The organism is Burkholderia sp. LK4, from assembly GCF_001043615.1.
Lineage (GTDB): Bacteria > Pseudomonadota > Gammaproteobacteria > Burkholderiales > Burkholderiaceae > Burkholderia > Burkholderia cepacia.
In genome coordinates this window covers 1-20,017 of sequence record NZ_LDUL01000091.1, presented here as the reverse complement: position 1 = coordinate 20,017, position 20,017 = coordinate 1, and the positions used below count along the sequence as shown (strand labels likewise).

General features: G+C 66.3%; 16 protein-coding genes, 1 rRNA gene, 1 pseudogene and 1 riboswitch. Of the genes and pseudogenes, 9 read left to right on the top strand and 9 right to left on the bottom strand.

The annotated features are described in order from the left end of the window. Both VK92_RS43210 and nadE read left to right on the top strand, forming a co-directional pair. A pseudogene (locus VK92_RS43210) lies at nucleotides 1–215 on the top strand (hypothetical protein); the annotation flags it as partial. After that, a complete protein-coding gene (gene nadE, locus VK92_RS34615) occupies nucleotides 212–1,060 on the top strand; it encodes an ammonia-dependent NAD(+) synthetase (RefSeq protein WP_048023359.1) in 849 nt (282 codons plus the stop codon). The pseudogene VK92_RS43210 and the gene nadE, both read left to right, overlap by 4 nt. 134 nt (nucleotides 1,061–1,194) lie before the next feature. On the opposite strand, the gene VK92_RS34610 is transcribed toward nadE, so the two are convergent. From VK92_RS34610 to VK92_RS34600, 3 genes are all read right to left on the bottom strand, one after another. Further along, entirely contained in the window at nucleotides 1,195–2,871 is a 1,677-nt protein-coding gene (locus VK92_RS34610; protein ID WP_048023357.1) for a S10 family peptidase, read from the bottom strand. A 75-nt stretch (nucleotides 2,872–2,946) separates the two neighbouring features. Then, complete coding sequence (locus VK92_RS34605) at nucleotides 2,947–4,551, bottom strand: S53 family peptidase (protein ID WP_048023356.1); 1,605 nt, start codon at nucleotides 4,549–4,551, stop codon at nucleotides 2,947–2,949. A gap of 249 nt (nucleotides 4,552–4,800) precedes the next feature. Next, entirely contained in the window at nucleotides 4,801–5,427 is a 627-nt protein-coding gene (locus VK92_RS34600; RefSeq protein WP_027790530.1) for a LysE family translocator, read from the bottom strand. Nucleotides 5,428–5,561: 134 nt separating this feature from the next. On the opposite strand from VK92_RS34600, the gene VK92_RS34595 reads away from it, so the two are divergent. Further along, the gene (locus VK92_RS34595; RefSeq protein WP_011353982.1) at nucleotides 5,562–6,026 is read left to right on the top strand and encodes an Lrp/AsnC family transcriptional regulator; all 465 of its coding nucleotides are present in this window, start codon (nucleotides 5,562–5,564) and stop codon (nucleotides 6,024–6,026) included. A 126-nt stretch (nucleotides 6,027–6,152) separates the two neighbouring features. Here the strand turns inward: VK92_RS34595 and VK92_RS34590 are convergent, their stop codons facing one another. After that, on the bottom strand, nucleotides 6,153–7,064 hold the full coding sequence (locus tag VK92_RS34590; RefSeq protein WP_048023371.1) for a LysR family transcriptional regulator: 912 nt from the start codon (nucleotides 7,062–7,064) through the stop codon (nucleotides 6,153–6,155). Nucleotides 7,065–7,203: 139 nt separating this feature from the next. Here VK92_RS34590 and speB point away from each other — a divergent pair, with 139 nt between their 5' ends. Both speB and VK92_RS34580 read left to right on the top strand, forming a co-directional pair. Next, complete coding sequence (gene speB, locus VK92_RS34585; protein ID WP_048023354.1) at nucleotides 7,204–8,160, top strand: agmatinase; 957 nt, start codon at nucleotides 7,204–7,206, stop codon at nucleotides 8,158–8,160. Nucleotides 8,161–8,216: 56 nt separating this feature from the next. Next, nucleotides 8,217–9,542: an MFS transporter gene (locus VK92_RS34580; RefSeq protein ID WP_048023353.1), complete on the top strand. Its 1,326-nt coding sequence runs from the start codon at nucleotides 8,217–8,219 to the stop codon at nucleotides 9,540–9,542. Nucleotides 9,543–9,639: 97 nt separating this feature from the next. Here VK92_RS34580 and metE read toward each other — a convergent pair whose 3' ends face one another. After that, complete coding sequence (gene metE / locus VK92_RS34575) at nucleotides 9,640–11,934, bottom strand: 5-methyltetrahydropteroyltriglutamate--homocysteine S-methyltransferase (RefSeq protein ID WP_048023351.1); 2,295 nt, start codon at nucleotides 11,932–11,934, stop codon at nucleotides 9,640–9,642. 125 nt (nucleotides 11,935–12,059) lie between these two features. On the opposite strand from metE, the gene VK92_RS34570 reads away from it, so the two are divergent. Then, nucleotides 12,060–12,968 carry a LysR family transcriptional regulator gene (locus VK92_RS34570; protein ID WP_048023349.1) on the top strand — a complete coding sequence of 303 codons (909 nt, stop codon included), beginning with the start codon at nucleotides 12,060–12,062 and terminating at the stop codon, nucleotides 12,966–12,968. 22 nt (nucleotides 12,969–12,990) lie between these two features. Here VK92_RS34570 and VK92_RS34565 read toward each other — a convergent pair whose 3' ends face one another. Beyond that, entirely contained in the window at nucleotides 12,991–13,713 is a 723-nt protein-coding gene (locus VK92_RS34565) for a CbtA family protein (RefSeq protein WP_048023348.1), read from the bottom strand. A gap of 13 nt (nucleotides 13,714–13,726) precedes the next feature. Next, nucleotides 13,727–13,936, bottom strand: a complete 210-nt coding sequence (locus tag VK92_RS34560; RefSeq protein WP_006488502.1) for a CbtB domain-containing protein — start codon at nucleotides 13,934–13,936, stop codon at nucleotides 13,727–13,729. A 33-nt stretch (nucleotides 13,937–13,969) separates the two neighbouring features. Next, nucleotides 13,970–14,112: riboswitch (cobalamin riboswitch) on the bottom strand. 45 nt (nucleotides 14,113–14,157) lie between these two features. On the opposite strand from VK92_RS34560, the gene VK92_RS34555 reads away from it, so the two are divergent. From VK92_RS34555 to VK92_RS34545, 3 genes are all read left to right on the top strand, one after another. Continuing rightward, nucleotides 14,158–14,730 (top strand): histidine phosphatase family protein, encoded by a 573-nt coding sequence (locus VK92_RS34555; protein ID WP_048023346.1) that lies wholly within the window; start codon nucleotides 14,158–14,160, stop codon nucleotides 14,728–14,730. 175 nt (nucleotides 14,731–14,905) lie between these two features. Further along, nucleotides 14,906–16,498 carry an inorganic phosphate transporter gene (locus VK92_RS34550; protein WP_048023344.1) on the top strand — a complete coding sequence of 531 codons (1,593 nt, stop codon included), beginning with the start codon at nucleotides 14,906–14,908 and terminating at the stop codon, nucleotides 16,496–16,498. Between the two features lie 319 nt (nucleotides 16,499–16,817). Beyond that, the gene (locus VK92_RS34545) at nucleotides 16,818–17,561 is read left to right on the top strand and encodes a 2OG-Fe(II) oxygenase (protein ID WP_048023342.1); all 744 of its coding nucleotides are present in this window, start codon (nucleotides 16,818–16,820) and stop codon (nucleotides 17,559–17,561) included. A gap of 229 nt (nucleotides 17,562–17,790) precedes the next feature. Here the strand turns inward: VK92_RS34545 and VK92_RS34540 are convergent, their stop codons facing one another. Further along, nucleotides 17,791–19,215 (bottom strand): MFS transporter, encoded by a 1,425-nt coding sequence (locus VK92_RS34540; RefSeq protein ID WP_048023340.1) that lies wholly within the window; start codon nucleotides 19,213–19,215, stop codon nucleotides 17,791–17,793. A 542-nt stretch (nucleotides 19,216–19,757) separates the two neighbouring features. Continuing rightward, a 5S ribosomal RNA gene (gene rrf, locus VK92_RS34535) occupies nucleotides 19,758–19,870 on the bottom strand. Between the last annotated feature and the right edge of the window lie 147 nt (nucleotides 19,871–20,017).

The window sequence follows — 20,017 nt, the reverse complement described above, 5'->3', positions numbered from 1 at the left end:
TGTCGGTGTCGGTGTCGGTGTCGGCGTCGGCGTCGAGCACAAGGATGCGCGTCACACGGCATCCCGCACCCGCCCGGCGCAGCGTGCACCACGACGATGCAGCCCGTCTCGCCGATGCAACGCAAAACCGCCGGAACGCACGCCCGGCGCGGCACCGCGCCGCGATTGCGCTTATGATGGGCGCCTTGAATTTCGTTCCGGAACTTCCTTCATGACATTCGCCGATTACGCCAGCCGCCAGCGCGCGATCATTGCCGAACTGAACGTTGCCCCGCACTTCGACGCCGAGGCCGAGATCGAGCGCCGCATCGATTTCCTCGCGCAATATCTTCGTTCGACCGGCCTGCGGTCGTACGTGCTCGGCATCAGCGGCGGCGTCGATTCGTCGACGGCCGGCCGGCTCGCGCAACTGGCGGTCGAGCGCCTGCGCGCCGACGGCTACGAAGCGCGCTTCATCGCGATGCGCTTGCCGAACGGCGTGCAGAACGACGAAGCCGATGCACAGCGCGCGCTCGCGTTCGTGCGCGCGGACGAGGTGCTGACGGTCGACGTGAAGCCGGCCGCCGACGCGATGCTCCGCTCGCTGGTCGCCTCCGGCCACGCATTCGAAACGCCGGCGCAGCAGGATTTCGTGCACGGCAACATCAAGGCGCGCGAGCGCATGATCGCGCAGTATGCGGTGGCCGGCGCACGGCGCGGCATCGTGATCGGTACCGACCATGCGGCCGAATCGCTGATGGGTTTCTTCACTAAGTTCGGCGACGGCGGCGCGGACATCCTGCCGCTCGCGGGCCTGAGCAAGCGGCGCGTCCGCGCGGTCGCGCGTGCGCTCGGCGGCGAGGAGCTGATCGTGATGAAGGTGCCGACGGCCGACCTCGAGGAACTGCGCCCGCTGCGGCCCGACGAGCACGCGTACGGCGTGACCTACGACGAGATCGACGATTTCCTCGAAGGCAAGCCGGTCGAAGACCGCGTGTACGAAACGGTGCTGCGCTTCTTCGACGGTTCGCGCCACAAGCGCGCGCTGCCGTACACGCCGTTCGACTGGCCGGCCGCGTAAGTCGCGACCGCGGCAGGACGACTGCCGCGTCGCAATCCTGCGCTACCGCGCGTGGCGACCGGCCGGCAGCGTCGGAGCCCGACCGCCGCGCGCGGCCTTGACGGCTACGCGCGGCAACCCGGCGGCGGGCAATCCTATGCGTGCCCGCCCGTCTTCGACGCCTGCAGCGCGCGAATCCGCATCCGCGCCCCCGTATCGCTGACCGTCGCGTCGTACATCGCCGCGAGATCGCGCTTGAGCGCGGTACGCGAGCCGCCGTCGAGATACACCATGTGCCCCGACGGATAAAAACGCGCGGACAGGTTCTGCCGCACCTTCTGGTCCTCGAGCGGCATCTGCTGCAGGTCGATCACGGTCTGGTAGAACGGCGTGACGAAATCGTAGAAGCCGTTCGCCGACAGCACCTTCAGGTCGACGTTCAGCGCCATCACCGCGGCGAGATCGCCGGCCGTATAAAGGATCACGTTCCCCTGCGCATCGATGCCCTGCTGCGCGCCGGTCGGATCGATGTGGCTGAAATCCCAGTTCTGGAACGCCTGGTCGTTCAGGTCGGTGAACGCGGAATTCGACGTGAACTTCAGCTGCTCGTTCAGGTAGCTGTTCCACATCGCCGTATAGACGCCCGTCACGGCCGTCATCGTCGGATCGTTGCCGCCCGAGTTCGGGTCGATCTTGCCGGCGATGCCCGACGAGATCCCGGTCACGCGGCCGTCGTACGAGCCGAGCGCGAGCCCCTGCGCATGCAGCAGCGTCGTCAGGAACAGCGAATTGCCGCGCACGTCGTAGCCGGCGATGTCGAGGCTCCACGATTGCAGCGTCGCCGTATCGATGCCCGTGTATTGCGACAGCTTCTGCACGGCGGCCGGGTCCGCATGCGGGACCGTGCGCAACGCTTTCAGGTAGTCGGTGCGCGCGAACTGCGCGACTTCCTCGACGAACGCGCCGAGATCGGCCGGCGCCGGCGTGACGCCAAGTTTCTTGTGGTACCACGCATCGGCCGCCGCGGTCGGCAGCGCGCCGACCGGGTTGCCGGCCTGCCGGTAGTCGAGGATCGACGATTGCAGCGTGACGCCGTTCAGGTCGACGCCGTCCTCGTGCAGCTTGTACGCGAGCACGCAGCTGCGCGCGGTGCCGTACGATTCGCCGAACAGGTATTTCGGCGAATTCCAGCGGTTGTTCTTCGTCAGGTAGCGCTTGATGAACTGCTTCAGCGAATCCGCATCCTGGTCGACGCCCCAGAAGTTGCGGTTCTTGTTCGGCGCGACGGCCGCCGAATAGCCGGTGCCGACCGGGTTGATGAACACCAGGTCGCTGTGGTCGATCATGCTGTCCGGGTTGTCTTCCATCTGGTACGGCGCGGGCGGCGTGAACCCCGGCATCGACGTCTTGATGCGCTTCGGCGCGAACGAGCCCAACAGCACGAATACCGACGACGAGCCCGGCCCGCCGTTGTAGAAGAACGTCACGGGCCGCGTTTCTTCCTTCGCGCCGTCGGCCGTGAACGCGACGTAGAACAGCTTAGCGGCCGGCAGCGAACTGCTCGGGTCGACCGTCACGAGATGGCCGGCCGTCGCCGTGTAGGCGATGCGCTTCCCGTCGATCAGGATCGTGTGATGCGTGATCGCGGCGGCCTCGGTGGTGTCGGTCACCGAATCGTCGGGGCCGTTGCCGTACGCGACCGGATCGAAGAACGGCTGGTCACGGCCGTGGCTCAACGCGACCGGGTTGACGGTCGGCGGCACGCCATGCGAATTGTGGTCGCCGTGATGCAGCGGATACACGCCGCCGGAAGATGCGGAATCGATGCCCATCGTGCTGCTCCTGGAGGTGAGAAAAAGGCGCGGGCAGGAAGCCCGCGCCATGCGGAAAGACGTGTACCGCGGCCGTCAGCTCGACGGCTTGCGCGTCAGGATCGCGGCGAGCTGCGCGCCGTTCGGGCTGCCGAGGCCCGTGCAGGCATCCCAGCCCTGCGCGGCCGCGTAGGTCCCGTTCGAGCCGTGCGTGATGTCGCGCAGCGCACCGGGATTCCTGTAGAGCACCGGATTGACCCAGCCGGCGGGCGCACCGCCAGCCGCACTAGCCGCCGCGTTGATCCGCGCGATCAGCGCGGCCCACAGCGGCGCGACCGCGCTCGTGCCGCCCATTACCGTAGCCGTGCCGGCGATCGACACTTCGTAGCCGGTCTGCGGCGACGCATCGCCGGCGACATCCGGCACGCCGCGCTTCGCGAGCGGCACGCGGCTGCCGTCGGCCAGCGTCGCGGCAAGCCCCTGCTGCCACACCGGCAGGTCGAACAGCGTGCTGACGCCGCCCCCGCCCGCGCCGCCGCCGGCTGCCTCGTCGTTCCACGCGACCTCGCTGCGGATGCCCTGCCCGGGCAGCGCGTCGAGCTGCGTGCCGCCGCAGCCGAGCACATACGGGCTCGAAGCGGGGAAGTCGACATGATCGGCGCCGTCCTGCAACCCGTCGCCGGAGCCGCTGTCGCCGGAGGCCGCGCACACCGTGATGCCCTGCGCGGCCGCCGCCTGCAGCACGCGGTTGAACGCCTGAGCGGACTGCGCCTGCCAGATGGCCTCCGGGCCGCCCCAGCTGATGGAGATCACCGACGGCTTGTTGGTCGTGTCGCTGACGGCCGCGTTGACGGCCTGGATGAAGCCCGCGTCGCTGTTCGCCGCGAAATAGACGGCGATCTTCGCGGCCGGCGCGATCGCGCCGGCGATCTCGATGTCGAGCGCGACTTCACCGTCCGGGCCGCTCGGATCGCCGGTCGGCGTGTTGCGGCCGGTGCCGACGTTGACGTCGACGAGCGTCGGCGGCTTCGTGATGCCGAGCCCGCGGAAATACTGCTGGATGTCCGCCGTGCGGTAGCCGCCGCCGAGCTCGATGATCGCGATGCACTGCCCGGCGCCGTCGCCGGCCGGGAAGCCGTACAGCGATGCGAGCTGGACCGGGGTGAACGTGACGCCCGCCGCGCCGCCGCGCGCGGGCGTGAACGGCGGCCTCAGCCGGAAGTGCGGCCGCGCCTGCGGACGGCTGTCGAGGCCGAGCACGGCCGTGACGGCGTCGCCGAGATCGTCGGGCAGCGCGATCGGGCCGGAGCGGCCGCGATACTGGCCGATCGACCGATGCTCGAAGCGCTCGAGCTTGACGCCGAACGCGGCTTCGAACTGCTGGATCGTGCCGGACACCACGACGACGCTTTCGACCGGATCGACGCGATCGACCGTCAGCTGGTGGCGACGCGCGAAGTCCTCGGCCTTGCGAATGTCGTCGGGATTGGCGGAAAAACGTTGCGCGAAGGTTTCGCGCGACACCGGTTTCGCTTGCGCGTCGCCGGTGGCGAGCTGGTGAAGCAGCGTATCGAGTTGCCCTTCTTCCTGCCGCCGCAACATGATCGTGACGTGGATGCGTTCTGCCGGATCGCACGGGCCGAGGCACTTGGACTCGGCGACGATTCGGGGTTCACGGTCGGCGTGAAGATGCCTTGCCATGTTCAGACCCTCCTTGGTACCGCGTTGCACGGAACAGCCAGGAAATCGGACAGGGCCGGCGGGAGACGGTTCCGTTCGGTCGTTCGGGTTCGCGACAGCGCGAAGTAACAGGGAGTTTAGATCAGTCAGACGATTTGCGCGCACGCCCTTTTGCGGCGGGGCGCATGCGCGGGCCGGCGTTGCGCGCGGCCCTCATCGGGTGCGGCGACGCGCCGCGCGACCTGCGCCGGCGCAGCGCCGCGGCGGCACTCAGTCCATCGACAGGCGCAGCGCAAAGCCGATCAGCGCCGCGGAAAACGTCCAGCGCTGCACCGTCTGCGCGAGCGGATGCGCACGCATCCACGCGGCGATCCGCGACGCGCCGAACACGCACGCGAGGTCGAAGCACACGCCGGCCGCCACCAGCAGCGCGCCCAGTTCGAACATCTGCAACACGACCGGCCCGGCCTCGGGGCGCACGAACTGCGGCAGCAGCACCGAGCAGAACAACAGCGCCTTCGGGTTCAACAGGTTGGTGAGCAGGCCCTTCACGAACGACTGCCGCAACTCGCCCGCCGTGGCCGCCGCGTCGCCGTCGCCGAGCGCGAACACGGGCGAACGGAACACCTGGATCGCGACATACGCGAGATACAGCGCGCCGCCGTAGCGGATCACTTCGTACAGCCACGGCGCGCTGCGGATCAGCGCCGCGACACCGCAGGCGGACAGCGTCACGTGCGCGGTGCGCGCGAGCGACAGGCCGGCGGCGGCCGCCATTCCCGGCCGCACGCCGCGGCCGATGCTGGTCTGCAGCACGAGCGCCATGTCCGGCCCCGGCACCGCGTAGATGGCCGCCAGCGCGGCGAGATAAATCAACAGCAAATGCGTGGAAATCATGGTCTGCCCCTCTCCTCCTACGGCGATATGTTGCCGCTGGAGCGCGAGGGATTATTGGCCATCTTTGGCTCAGGATTGGCGATCCGTAGGGGAATCCGCCACAATCGCTGAACTCGCATCAGGAATCCGCCATCATGACCGAACTCGACAAGACCGACCGCGCCATCCTGGCCGCGGTGCAGCGCGACGGCCGCCTGCCGATCGCCCGCCTCGCCGACACCGTGGGCCTCTCCGAGACCCCTTGCGCGCGCCGCCTGAAGCGCCTCGAAAACGACGGTTACATCGAGCGATACCGCGCGCAGCTGTCGCGCCAGGCGCTCGGCTTCGGCGTCGTTGCGTTCGTGCTCGTGCGGTTCGCGACGCACGACCGCAAGACCGCCGACCGCTTCGAGCGGGAAGTGCTCGGCATCGAGCGGATCCTGGCGTGCCACAACGTGGCGGGCACCGCCGATTACTTGCTGCAGGTCGTGGCGCGCGATCTCGACGATTACGGCACGTTCCTGCGCGAATCGCTGCGGATGCTGCCGGGCGTGACGTCGATCGAATCGGCGCTGTCGCTACGCGAGGTCAAGCACGACGCGGGGCTGCCGGTGCCGTGATGCCGGCACGGGCACGGTTCACGCAAGCCGGGCCCGATACCCGTTTCGTCACTTCGACGTCGATCGATGTGGGCCGCGTCGGGCCGCGCCGCCGCAACACTCGTTCACATTGTCGATGCCGGCCGCCTACGCGATGTCGGTCGGCTGGTGCGCGCGTTCCAGATCCTCGAGAAACGCTTCCACGAGCGGATTGCCGCGCCCGTTGCGGGCGACGACCATGTGGAACGTGACGTCGTAGCGCAGTTGCTCCGGATTGAGCGGCGCGAGCAGCCCCTGCGCGACGTAGGGCGCCGCGAAATGCTGCGGCAGGTAGCCGAGGTGGTGGCCGGACAGGATCAGCAGCGCGACGGCCTCCATGTTGTCGGCCGTCGCGGTCACGCGGTCGGGCGTCGTCGACATCTGCGCTTCGGGCAGCGGATACGAGCGCCACGCCCACTCGAAGCCCGCGACGTCGGCCGGGGTCAGCGCGCCGGCGCCGTCGAACAGCGGATGGCCGCGCCCGCAGTACGCGACCTGGCGCTCGATGAACAGCGGCGTGTAGTGCAGCGACGGCACCCGGTGCCAGAAGTAGCCGACCGCGATCTGGATCTCGTCGCTCAGCAGCTTCTCCTCGAGATCGCCCGGCGCGCGCACGGAGATCGAGAAGCGCACGGCCTCGTCGCGCGTGCGGAACGCGGCGATCGCCTCGGCGATCCGCGCGTTCTGGCTCACCGGCGTATGGCCGATCAGGCCGATGTGCAGCGTGCCGACCAGCTGGCGGTCCATGTGCCGCGCGGCCATCCCGAATTCGTCGAGCGCCGCGAGCAGCTTGCGGCTCATCGCGTGAAACCGCTCGCCCTTCGGCGTGAGCCGGAAACCGCTGCGGCCGCGCTCGCAGAGCCGGTAGCCGAGCCGCGTCTCCAGCGACGAAAGCTGCGCGCTGATCGTCGACTGCCCGACGTTCAGCACGGCCTGCGCGGCCGACACGCCGCCCGCCTCCGTGACCGCGAGAAACACGCGGATCAACCGCAGATCGAGGGTCGACAGATTCCCCAGCACGTTCATCCCCTTCCATACATCGATGAAAATCGATGTTTACGTCGATATCTTCGCATTCTTCTTTCCCGGCGGAGCGCGTAAAACTGTGCGCCAAGCCGCGTCGCATGATACGGCAACCCCACATCGGAAGAGACAGCCCATGAACGACCACACTCATTTCCAGCCGCTCGGCGGCAATGAAATGCCGCGCTGCGGCGGCATCGCGACGATGATGCGCCTGCCGCACGTGGCGAGCGCCGAAGGCCTCGACGCCTGCTTCGTCGGCGTGCCGTTCGACCTCGGCACCTCCAACCGCACCGGCGCACGCTTCGGCCCACGCCAGATCCGCACCGAATCCGTGCTGCTGCGCCCGTACAACATGGCCACGCGCGCCGCGCCGTTCGATTCGCTGCAGATCGCCGACATCGGCGACGTCGCGATCAATCCGTACAACCTGCACGATTCCATCGCACGCATCGAAGCCGCGTACGACGCGATCCTCGAGCACGACTGCAAGCCGATCACGCTGGGCGGCGACCACACGATCGCGCTGCCGATCCTGCGCGCGATCCACCGCAAGCACGGCAAGGTTGCATTGATCCACGTCGATGCACACGCCGACGTGAACGACACGATGATGGGCGAAAAGATCGCGCACGGCACGCCGTTCCGCCGCGCGGTCGAGGAAGGCCTGCTGCACGGCGACAAGGTCACGCAGATCGGCCTGCGCGGCACCGGCTACGCGGCCGAGGATTTCGACTGGTGCCGCGAGCAGGGCTTCCGCGTCGTCCAGGCCGAGGAATGCTGGAACAAGTCGCTCGCGCCGCTGATGGAAGAAGTGCGCGCGCGCGTCGGCGACACGCCCGTCTACATCAGCTTCGACATCGACGGCATCGACCCGGCCTACGCGCCGGGCACCGGCACGCCGGAAATCGCGGGCCTCACGGTGCCGCAGGCGCTCGAGATCATCCGCGGCGCGAAGGGGCTGAACATCGTCGGTTGCGATCTCGTCGAAGTCGCGCCGCCGTACGACCCGTTCGGCACCACGGCGCTGCTCTGCGCGAACCTCGCCTACGAGCTGCTGTGCGTGCTGCCGGGCGTCAAGTACCGCGACTGATTCCCGCGCCACCCCCTATTCCAAAATCAAAGGATTCCAGAGGAGCACTTATCAAGATGGGGACTTCCGTCAAGCAACCCAAGCGTGCGGCGCTCGCGTCGTTCGTCGGCACCACGATCGAGTGGTACGACTTCTATAGCTACGCGACCGCCGCCGCCATCGTGTTCGGGCCGCTGTTCTTTCCCGGCGAAAACCGCTTCATCAGCCTGCTCGCATCGTTCGGCTCGTTCGCGGTCGGCTTCTTCGCGCGTCCGCTCGGCGGCGTGATGTTCGGCTATCTCGGCGACCGCTTCGGCCGCAAGCGCTCGCTGCTCGCGACGCTGATGCTGATGGCCGTGTCGACGGTCGCGATCGGCCTGCTGCCGACCCATGCGCAAGCCGGTGTGATCGCACCGGTCCTGCTCGTGCTGATGCGGGTGCTGCAAGGCATCGCGGTCGGCGGCGAATGGGGCGGCGCGGTGCTGCTTGCCGGCGAACATGCGCCGGAAGGCAAACGCACGTTCTTCGCGTCGTTCGCGCAGCTCGGCAGCGCGAGCGGCCTGATCCTGTCGATGCTCGCGTTCGGCGCGATCAGCACGCTGTCGAAGGAAGACATGATGAGCTGGGGCTGGCGTGTGCCGTTCCTCGCGAGTTCCGTACTGCTGATCGTCGGTTTCGTGATCCGCGCGAGCGTGTCCGAATCGCCCGAGTTCGAGGAAGTCAGGAAGAGCGGCAACATCGCGCAAAAACCGCTGCGTGAAGCGCTCAAGTACTGGCCGCTGCTGCTGCTCGCGATCGGTGCGAACGTGTACGGCATCGCCGGCGTGTATTTCAGCAACATCTTCATGATCAGCTACGCGACGCAGTTCCTGTCGCTCGACCGGTCGATGGTGCTGCATTGCATGACGATCGTCGCGGTGCTGCAGTTCGTCGTGCAGCTCGCGGCCGCGTTCCTCGCGCAGCGCTTCGGCACAACACGCGTGCTGCTGATCACCGGCGCATGGGCCGCGATCGTCCCGTTCGTGATGCTGCCGCTCGTGCACATGGGCACGCCGCTGTCGATCACGGTCGGCGTCGGCCTCGCGACGCTCGCGGAATCGGGCTACTACTCGGTGGTCGCGGGCTTCGTCAGCGGCATCTTCGTCGCACGCATCCGCTACACGGCGATCTCGATCGCGTACCAGGTGTGCGGCGCGCTCGCCGGCGGCCTCACGCCGCTCGTCGCGACCATCATCGCGCAGAACACCGCGCCGCAATGGTGGCCGCTCGCGCTCCAGTACACGAGCGCCGCGCTCCTGTCGTCGCTGTGCGTGTGGCTGATCTCGCGCCGCGTCAGCATCGACGATGCCGGCGCGCCCGACAAGACGAACGAGCCGCTGCCGCGCGGCGCACGCACGGCGTAACGCAAGTGCACGCATGACGCAAAACGGCCCGCTTCCGCGGGCCGTTTTTTTGCCGCCCGATCTTCGATCGCAACGACGGCGTGCAGCGCTCGCTGCGTTATTGCACCTGGCTGCGCAGCGTCTTCGCGGCAGCGACCATGTTCGTCAGCGCCGGAATCACTTCCGCCCACTGGCGCGTCTTCAGCCCGCAGTCCGGATTGACCCACAGACGCTCCGCCGGAATCCGTTCCGCCGCCTTCCTCATCAGGCCGACGATATGTTCCTGCGTCGGGATGTTCGGCGAGTGAATGTCGTACACGCCCGGCCCGATCTCGTTCGGATACTTGAAGTCGTCGAACGCGTCGAGCAGCTCCATGTCCGAGCGCGAGGTCTCGATCGTGATCACGTCCGCATCCATGGCGGCGATCGACGCGATGATGTCGTTGAACTCCGAATAGCACATGTGCGTATGGATCTGCGTGTCGTCCTGCACGCCGTTCGCGGTGATGCGGAACGACTCGACCGCCCACTTCAGGTACGCGCCCCATTGCGCGCGGCGCAGCGGCAGCCCTTCGCGCAGCGCGGCCTCGTCGATCTGGATCACGTGCACGCCGGCCTTCTCGAGATCGAGCACTTCCTCGCGGATCGCCAGCGCGAGCTGGTAGCACGACACCGAGCGCGGCTGGTCGTCGCGCACGAACGACCAGTTCAGGATCGTCACGGGGCCGGTCAGCATGCCCTTCATCGGCTTGTTCGTCAGCGACTGCGCATACGTGATCCATTCGACCGTCATCGCCTTCGGGCGGCTGATGTCGCCGAACAGGATCGGCGGCTTCACGCAGCGCGAACCGTACGACTGCACCCAGCCGAACTGGCTGAACGCGTAGCCGTCGAGCTGCTCGCCGAAGTATTCGACCATGTCGTTGCGCTCGGCTTCGCCATGCACCAGCACGTCGAGATCCAGTGCTTCCTGCTCGCGCACGCTGCGTTCGATTTCAGCCTGCATCGCGGCCCGGTAGCCCGCATCGTCCAGCGCACCGGCCTTGAACTGGCTGCGCGCGTGACGGATTTCGCCGGTCTGCGGGAATGAGCCGATCGTCGTCGTCGGGAACGCCGGCAGCTTCAGGCGTGCCGACTGCTTCGACGCACGCTGCGTGTAGGGGCTCACGCGGTTGCCGAGCTGCGCGTCGATGCGGGCGATCGCGGCCTTCACCGCCGGGTTGTGCACGCGCGGCGAGTGGCGGCGCGCATGGATCGCGGCAGCGTTCGCGGCCAGTGCATCGGCCACCTTGTCGCGGCCTTCGTTCAGCGCGGTCGCGAGCACCTTCAGCTCGTCGAGCTTCTGCAGCGCGAACGCGAGCCACGAGCGGATTTCCGCATCGAGCTTCTCCTCGCTCGCGAGATCGACCGGCACGTGCAGCAGCGAGCACGACGGGGCGAGCCACAGGCGATCGCCCAGTTGCTTCGCGAGCGGTTCGAGCCAGTCGAGCGTCGCGTTCAGGTCCGTCTTCCAGATGTTGCGGCCGTTGATCGCGCCAACCGACAGCACGCGCCCGGCCGGCAGTTCACGCACCAGCGCGTCGACTTCGTCGCGTGCGTTGATCGCATCGACATGCAGGCCGTCGACCGGCAGCGAACTCGCGAGCGCCAGGTTGTCCTGGAGCTGGCCGAAGTAGGTGGCGAGCAGCAGCTTGATGCGACGCGTTTCCAGTGCCGCATAGGCGGTGCGCAATGCCTGACGCCACTCGGCGTCGAGTTCGGTGACGAGGATCGGTTCGTCGATCTGCACCCATTCGACGCCCTGTGCGGTCAGCGTGTCGAGCAGCGCGCCGTACACGGGCAGCAGCTTCGGCAGCAGCGCGAGGCGGTCGGAATCGTCCTTCGCCTTGCCGAGCCACAGGTACGTGACGGGGCCGAGGATGACCGGCTTCACGGCCACGCCCTGCGCCTGCGCTTCCGCCAGTTGCTGGAGCAGGCGCGAGGGGTCGAGCGAGAAGTTCGTGTCCGCATGGAATTCCGGCACGATGTAGTGGTAGTTCGTATCGAACCACTTCGTCATTTCACCGGCGGCAACCCCGCCGCAGCACGCCGCATGCTCGTCCGCCGACTGCGCCGAACGGCCGCGCGCGACGCGGAAATAGTTGTCGAGCACATCGCCGTGGAAACCCTGCACGCGCTTCGGCAGGTTGCCGAGCGTGAAGCTCATGTCGAGCACCTGATCGTAGAACGCGAAGTCGCCGATCGGGGCCAGGTCCAGGTCGCGCTGGTCGTTCCAGTGACGCTTGCGCAGCTCGGCGCCGAGCGCCTTCAGCTCGGCGCGCGACGATTCGCCCTTCCAGTAGCGTTCGAGACCGAACTTGAGTTCGCGCTTCGCACCGATGCGCGGGAAACCGAGGTTGTGTGTCGTGACCATGAGGTGCCGTCCAGAAGAAGTGAAGATCCGGCCGCCATCATAGGGATTTCATCCCATGAAATAAAATGGCATTATTTCATTCATCCATTAAATCTGTTCATGTATCCGTTACACGAGCGATATCCATGCTGGAACGATTCCATCTCGTCGTGATCCGTGAAGTCGAGCGCCAGGGCTCACTGACCGCGGCCGCCCACGCACTGCACCTCACGCAATCGGCACTCAGCCATACCGTCCGGAAAATCGAGCAGCAGCTCGGCACGCCGATCTGGGATCGGGAGGGCCGCGGCCTGCGGCTCACCCAGGGCGGGCAGTATCTGCTGAAGCTGGCGAACCGGCTGCTGCCGCAGTTCGAGCTCGCCGAGGAGCGGATGAAGCAGTACGCGAAGGGCGAGCGCGGCACGCTGCGCATCGGGATGGAGTGCCACCCGTGCTACCAGTGGCTGCTGAAGGTCGTGTCGCCGTACCTGTCGCGCTGGCCCGACGTCGACGTGGACGTGAAGCAGCGCTTCCAGTTCGGCGGCATCGGCGCCCTGTTCGGCTATGACATCGACGTGCTCGTGACGCCCGATCCGCTGAACAAGCCGGGGCTACGCTTCGACCCCGTGTTCGACTACGAGCAGGTGCTGGTGGTCGCCGATTCGCACCGGTTCGCAAACGCCGATTACGTGACGCCCGAACAGCTGACCGACGAGATCCTGATCACCTATCCGGTCGAAACCGACCGGCTCGACATCTACAACCAGTTCCTGACGCCGGCCGGCATCGTGCCGAGGCGGCACAAGTCGATCGAAACGACCGACATCATGCTGCAGATGGTGGCGAGCGGGCGCGGCGTGGCCGCGCTGCCGAGATGGCTTGCCGACGAATACGCCGACCGGATGCCGGTCGTGCCGGTCAAGCTCGGCAAGAAGGGAATCGCAAAGCAGATCTTCCTCGGCATCCGCGAAGCGGACGCATCGATCGACTATCTGGCTGCGTTCGTCGCGCTGGCGCGCGAATCGACGGGGAGCGCGCCACGCATGCTGCGCTAGGCGGGCCCCGTTGCCATGCGCGTCAGGCGGCGCGCATGCCGATGCGTTCGCTGCGCTCGACCCATGCGCCGAACAGCAGGCCGATCGTCGTCCACATGATCACCTGCATGCCGATCGCCGCCACGCGGAACTTCCACAGCAAGGCCGCCGGGAAATCGGCGGGCAACTCGCTGACGGACGGCAACCCGATCTGCACGGCCGCGATGATCGCGACGAACACGAGCCCGGCGACGATCGATGCGTTCCACTGGCCGAGCTTCGCCAGCAGATGGCGGCGTACGCTGACCGAGAACACCATCGTCGCGACCGAGATCGCGATCATCAGGAAGAACAGGCCCGTGCGATAGCCGATCGTGTCGGGGTCGCCAACCGACGGCGGATTGGCCGGGTACTTGAGGTTCGGCACGATCACGAGCGCGATGAACGCCGCCAGCGCGAGCCACGCGGACAGCGGACGGGCCGGGAGGCGGCTGCCTCGCCCGTAGGCATACGCGAAGACCAGCGAGAACAGCCCGCCGAATGCCGCGCCATAGGTCACGACGCCCGTCAGCAAACCGAGGCCGGCCTGCGTGCGGCGGCTGACCAGCTCCGGCTCCGGCGCGTCGCCCTTGGCGGCGTCGGCTTTTTCTTCAAAGGAGATTGCCTGATCGACTTGCGGTTCGCCGACGACCTTCGCGAAACCGAACGTGAGGAGGCCTGCGGCGATGCCTGCGAGCATCCCGCGCATGAGCAGCTTTCCGACCATCGTGAACTCCGCGTCAGTGGCAGGGGAAGCCGAGCAGGTGGCGGCCGTCGTGGACGAATTCGTGGACGTACATGCCCGGCACGAGCGACGTCGCACCTTGTTCCGCGCCGACGAAATAAAGCGCGAGCAACAGGATCAGGCCGACGAACACGGCCCACGGCAACAGTTCACGGACGGGGATGGGCGCCGGCACGACCGCCGGCTTCAGCACTGCTTCGCTCATGGATGCACCTCAGGGGAATCGCGCCCCGATAAATGTTGGATGGGTACGAAGGCAGGTCTGGCTTCCGGGATCATCGATTCCCCGGTTACAGTGGCGCGACCGCGCCGGGCTTGCACCGGCTTCCGCGCTTCGTATCGGGCGAATTGTACGCGCGAACGTTCGCGCATTGAAGCGGCGCCAGGCGGGCACGTGCGCCCGTCCCGGATCATCCGACAACCGACATGAACATGCCTACCTCGCTGCGCCTGATCGCACACGCATCGACCCGGGCGATGCGCACCGGCACGTTTCCCGACGACGATCCGCTCGATACGCGCGGGCTCGCCGAAGCCGCTGCGCTACGCGGCCGGTGGGCAGGTACCGCCGGCGCGCCCGTGCTGTGCAGCCCCGCATGCTGCGCGCGGCAGACCGCCGATGCGCTCGGACTTCATGCCGACATCGACGACGCACTGCGCGACATCGATTACGGCAACTGGCGAGGCCAGCGCCTGCACGACCTCGCACGCGACTTGCCGGACGAACTGGATGCGTGGATCGCAGACCCGTCGGCGCCGCCGCACGGCGGTGAATCGTTCGAAGCAGCCATGCACCGCGTCGGCACCTGGTTGAACGCGCTGCGGCAAGATCGCGACATCGTCGCAATCACGCATGCGCCAATCGTCCGCGCGGCCATCGCCCATGTGCTGCGGATGGATTCGAAGGCAGCGGCACGCATCGACGTCGCGCCGCTGTCCTGCACGACGCTTGTTGCGTCGCCGAACGGATGGATGTTGAGCGCGGACGGCAACGCGTAGAACGCTATCGCGCTCACTATGTGGACGACGATGCGGGCTGGCGCGTCACGTTGCGCATACACGCCTTCAATCGCCTTACGCATCGGCAAGACGCACCGTTCGTGGTCCCGACTGTCATCAAACTGACTGCTGGCCGCAGATAGGATCGGACGCGGTTCCCTCACGAGACGCCGTCATGAATCAACCTGCTTCGTCCGCACCGAACAACCCGGGCTCCGTCGAACGCACCAGACAGGTCGGCTACGCCGTCTTCCTGCTGGTGCTGGCGCTCGGTGCGCTCTATATCGCCACGCACCTGATCGACGATCTGTCGCCGGTCCGCGAAGGGAAGCTGTTCCCGTACCTGCTGCTCGGCGCCGCGCTGCTGATCGCGCTCGGCTTCGAATTCGTCAACGGCTTCCACGACACCGCGAACGCGGTCGCCACCGTGATCTATACGCACTCGCTGACGCCGAACGTCGCGGTGATCTGGTCCGGCATGTGGAACTTCCTCGGCGTGATGGTCTCGAGCGGTGCCGTCGCGTTCGGCATCCTGCAGTTGCTGCCGGTCGAGCTGATCCTGCAGGTCGGTAGCGGCGCGGGCTTCGCGATGGTGTTCGCGCTGCTGATCGCCGCGATCGTGTGGAACCTCGCGACCTGGTATTTCGGGTTGCCGTCGTCGAGTTCGCATACGCTGATCGGTTCGATCATCGGCGTCGGGCTGATGAACCAGCTGATGCACGGGCCGTCCGGCACGAGCGGCGTCGACTGGGGCCAGGCGCTCGGTGTCGGCAAGTCGCTGCTGTTCTCTCCGATCGTCGGCTTTCTGTGCGCGGCGCTGCTGCTGCTCGTGCTGAAGACGCTCGTGCGGGTTCCGGAGTTGTACAAGGAGCCGCCGAAAGACCAGCCGCCGCCGTTCTGGATTCGCTGCCTGCTGATCCTGACCTGCACGGGCGTGTCGTTTGCGCACGGTTCGAACGACGGGCAGAAAGGGATGGGGCTCATCATGCTGATCCTGATCGGCACGGTGCCGACCGCCTATGCGCTGAACAAGGCCGTCACGCCGGCCGAGACGCAGACCTTCGTGGCGGTCGCGAACCAGGCGGCCGCGACATTCGGGAAGTACACGAACGGCGTCGCGCCGTCCGCGAACCCGCGCGCCGACGTCGAGCACTACGTGCAGCATCGCGAACTGACGCCCGCGGTGCTGCCGGCCGTCCAGCAGCTGTCGACGTCGCTCGCGACCGCGGTCGGCGCGTCGGGCTCGATGGCAGCCGTGCCGCAGCGCGACGTCGACAACGTGCGCAACACGATGTATCTGGTATCCGAAGCAATCCGCCTGATCGAGAAGTCGGGTCAGCCCGCGTTCGCGGCCGACGACAAGCTGGCGATCGACAACTATCACAAGCAACTCGACCACGCGACCAAATTCATTCCGACGTGGGTGAAGGTTGCCGTCGCGATCGCGCTGGGCCTCGGCACGATGGTGGGCTGGAAGCGGATCGTCGTGACCGTCGGCGAGAAAATCGGCAAGCAGCATCTGACGTACGGACAAGGCGCATCGGCCGAACTCGTCGCGATGCTGACGATCGGCGCCGCCGACGTGTACGGATTGCCCGTGTCGACGACACATGTGCTGTCGTCGGGTGTCGCGGGCACGATGGCGGCGAACGGCTCCGGGCTGCAGTGGAGCACGGTGCGCAGCCTCGTGCTCGCGTGGGTGCTGACGCTGCCGGCGTCGATCGTGCTTGCCGGCGGGCTCTACTGGTTGTTCCGGTCGATGGCTTGATTCACGTTGCGACGGGTGGCCGGTGAGCCGGCCGCCAGTCGTGGAAGATTCGCCGCTCGCTTCTCTGCCTCTACGCTTCTCCGCCTTTCCACCTTTCCGCCTTTCCGCACTGATACGTCGTCGCCTTCGATGTGTCCGTGCGCGCCCCGAGCCTTTCCCTCTTGCTTCCGAATTGAAGCGCAAGATCTGGAGCGCGTCTGCACACGAACGTCGCTAGACTGGGTTCATCGACTTTCTTCGTGGCTCCAACCGTGCACGCAATGCTTCCGGGCATTCCGCACGACTCGGCGCCACATCGCTGACGAACCAAGGGACGCCCGTGAACATCGCCGATCTGCAGCCTGCCGTCGAATCGCCGGACATCGCACAAAGCGTCGACGCCATCGACTGGCCGACTGTCGGCGCCGAGCTCGATCGCTATGGATGCGCGCGTGTGCCGGGCCTGATTTCGACGAACGAATGCAATGCGCTCGCGTCGCTCTATCCGCGGGATGCGCTTTATCGTTCACGCGTCGTGATGGCGCGGCACGGATTCGGCCGCGGCGAATACAAGTATTTCGCGTACCCGCTGCCCGCAGTCATTGCCGAGCTTCGCACGACGATCTACCCGCATCTCGCACCCATCGCGAATCGCTGGAACCAGGCACTCGGAATCGACGTCCGCTATCCGAACGACCACACGACATTCCTCGATCGCTGCCGGGCGGCGGGGCAGACGCGACCGACGCCGCTGATCCTGCAATACGGTCCCGACGACTACAACTGTCTCCATCAGGATCTTTATGGCGAGCACGTGTTTCCGCTGCAGGTCGCGATCCTGCTGTCGGCGCCGGGCCGCGATTTCACGGGCGGGGAATTCGTGTTGACGGAACAGCGGCCACGCATGCAATCACGGGCGGAAGTGGTGCCGCTGATGCAAGGTGACGCGGTGATCTTCGCTGTGCATGGCAGACCCGTGCAGGGGACGCGCGGCGTCTATCGCGTCAACTTGCGCCACGGCGTGAGCCGGATTCGCAGTGGTCACCGTCACACCGTCGGCATCATCTTTCATGACGCGCAGTGACGGCAGCGAGGACGAGCGTGGTGCCGTCCCGACGTTCGTCACGCGGATGATTTACGGTTCGCGCGGGGAGCACCGCGCTACGCTATTGCCCGCACGCCCGCAGCAGTGACAAATGGCCGACTGCGCTGACCACCAGGCCATCGCAAACACAACGAATCGACGTTTCAGATGAGCGACGAAAAACAGTCGCGCTCACGTGTCGCGGTGCAAATTGGATGCGCCGTTCGACCTACCCTCGCGCCGCACTCGCCCGCAGCCGATCGCCTGCATCGGAGGCCAGCCGCGCATAACCCGGCAACGTCAGCAGCGCGAGCACGCCGGCTGCGACGAATGCCCAGCGGAAATCGTCGAGCACGTAATGCATGCCAACCGCATCGCCGCGCACCAACGCCGCGAGCCGCAGCGACAATGCCCCGAACGCGATCCCCATCCCGATCGTCATCTGCTGTGCGGCACTCCACAGCGTGCTGGCTGCACTCGTCTGATGAGCCGGGATATCCGCATAGGCGAGTGTCGCGAGCGTCGTGAACTGCATCGACCGCGTGAGTCCGTAGACGAATACGACGAGCAGCGTGATCGCCAGCGGCGTCGACGCGGTCAGCCAGCCGCACGCAATCGTGAAGATGCCGACAATTGTCACGTCGACGAGTGCAACGCGCCGGAAACCATATCGGTCGAGAATCCACGACGTTCCCGCCTTCATCCCCAGATTGCCGAGCGCACTCGCGAGCAGCAACAGGCCGGACTGGAACGGCGACAACCCGAAGCCGATCTGGAACAACAGCGGCAGCAGATACGGCACGGCGTTAATCGCCATCCGCGTGACCGAGCCGGAGATCACCGTTACCGAGAAGGTCGGCACCTTCAGCGTGGTGAAGTCGAGCAGCGGATGCGCGCAGCGTCGCGCATGCCACCACGCGGCCGCGCCGAACAGCACGCTCGCCCCCACCAGGACGCCCGCGCGCGTGAAGTCGACATCCTGCTGGCCGGCCGCTTCGGTACCGATCAACAGACAGGTCAATGCACCACCGGCCAGCACGAATCCAGCCCAATCGAGCGGCCGTTGCTCGTCGGCCCGCGTGTTCCGGACGATCAGCCAGGTACAGACGAGCGCGGCGATACCGAACGGGACATTCAACAGGAAGATCCAGCGCCATGACGCATAGGTCGTGATGAAGCCGCCGATCGGCGGCCCGACGACAGGCGCGACGATGCCCGGCCACGTGATCGTCGCGATCGCTCGCATCAGCTTCGCCTTCTCGGTGCTGCGCACGACGATCATCCGTCCGACCGGCACCATCATTGCCCCGCCGACGCCCTGCAGCAGCCGTGCAGCCGTGAACGTCATGACACCTTCGGACAGCCCGCACAGCACCGACGCACCGGTAAAGACGACAATCGCGCTCGCGAATACCGTACGTGATCCATAGCGGTCCGCGATCCAGCCGCTGATCGGGATGAACACCGCCAGCGCGAGCATATAGGCCGTCATCCCGAGGCTCAGCGCGTTCGGACCGACACCGAACGAGCGCGCCATTTGCGGCAGCGCGGTCGCGATCACGGTCGTGTCGAGGTACTCCATGAAGAACGTTGCGGCGACGAGATACGGCAAGAAGTCGGTCGTCCGACTACCTTGGGCAGGGCTGTCAGTCATGAACTGTGCGAGGGACGGAATACGGAGGACACCGACCGCCAGCGGATGCCTGAAAGCACCGGGAATCGGGACGAATGGCGATATTACCCCGAAGGACCTGCTCCCCGCTCTGCCGCGCATGCCGTGCGAACGGACTTTATGCGCATAGATTTTTATGACGATTTCGTGAGTGGATTCGTGGAAAGGCGCACACTGATCAGGTCGACAGGGTTCGTCGAAAGACCGATGGATGCAGGTCAAGAAGACGACATTTATCGACCATCTTCGAGGGACGTCGCGCTTCGTCGACCATCAAAACATCGCCACTGGATGTATCGACATCGACCGGACGCTGACTGAAGGTGGATCGACGTGGTACGTAGAGAACGCACCACGGATATCAAAGGTGCCTGGCGGCGGATTACTCCGGGATGGCAGATACCTGATCCGCGATCGTCGGCCATCTCGGCTCCGATCACAGTATTGCTTGGCCAGCGCCGTACATTTCCGCCGCGCCAATGCAAAAACCCCCGCCTTTCGGGCGGGGGTTCTTGGCTTAGGGAGCCTGACGATTACCTACTTTCACACGGGAATCCGCACTATCATCGGCGTAGAGTCGTTTCACGGTCCTGTTCGGGATGGGAAGGGGTGGGACCGACTCGCTATGGTCATCAGGCAAAGAGGGTTGTTGCGCTGGCTTCGCAGCGCAACCAATCTTGGAAGAAGCAGTAATTTAGGTTGTGTGTATCACACACGAGAATCCAACTTGTCGCTCTGGATCTTGCGGCCAGTGCTTTCACACGGCGCCGATCTACAAGGCAGA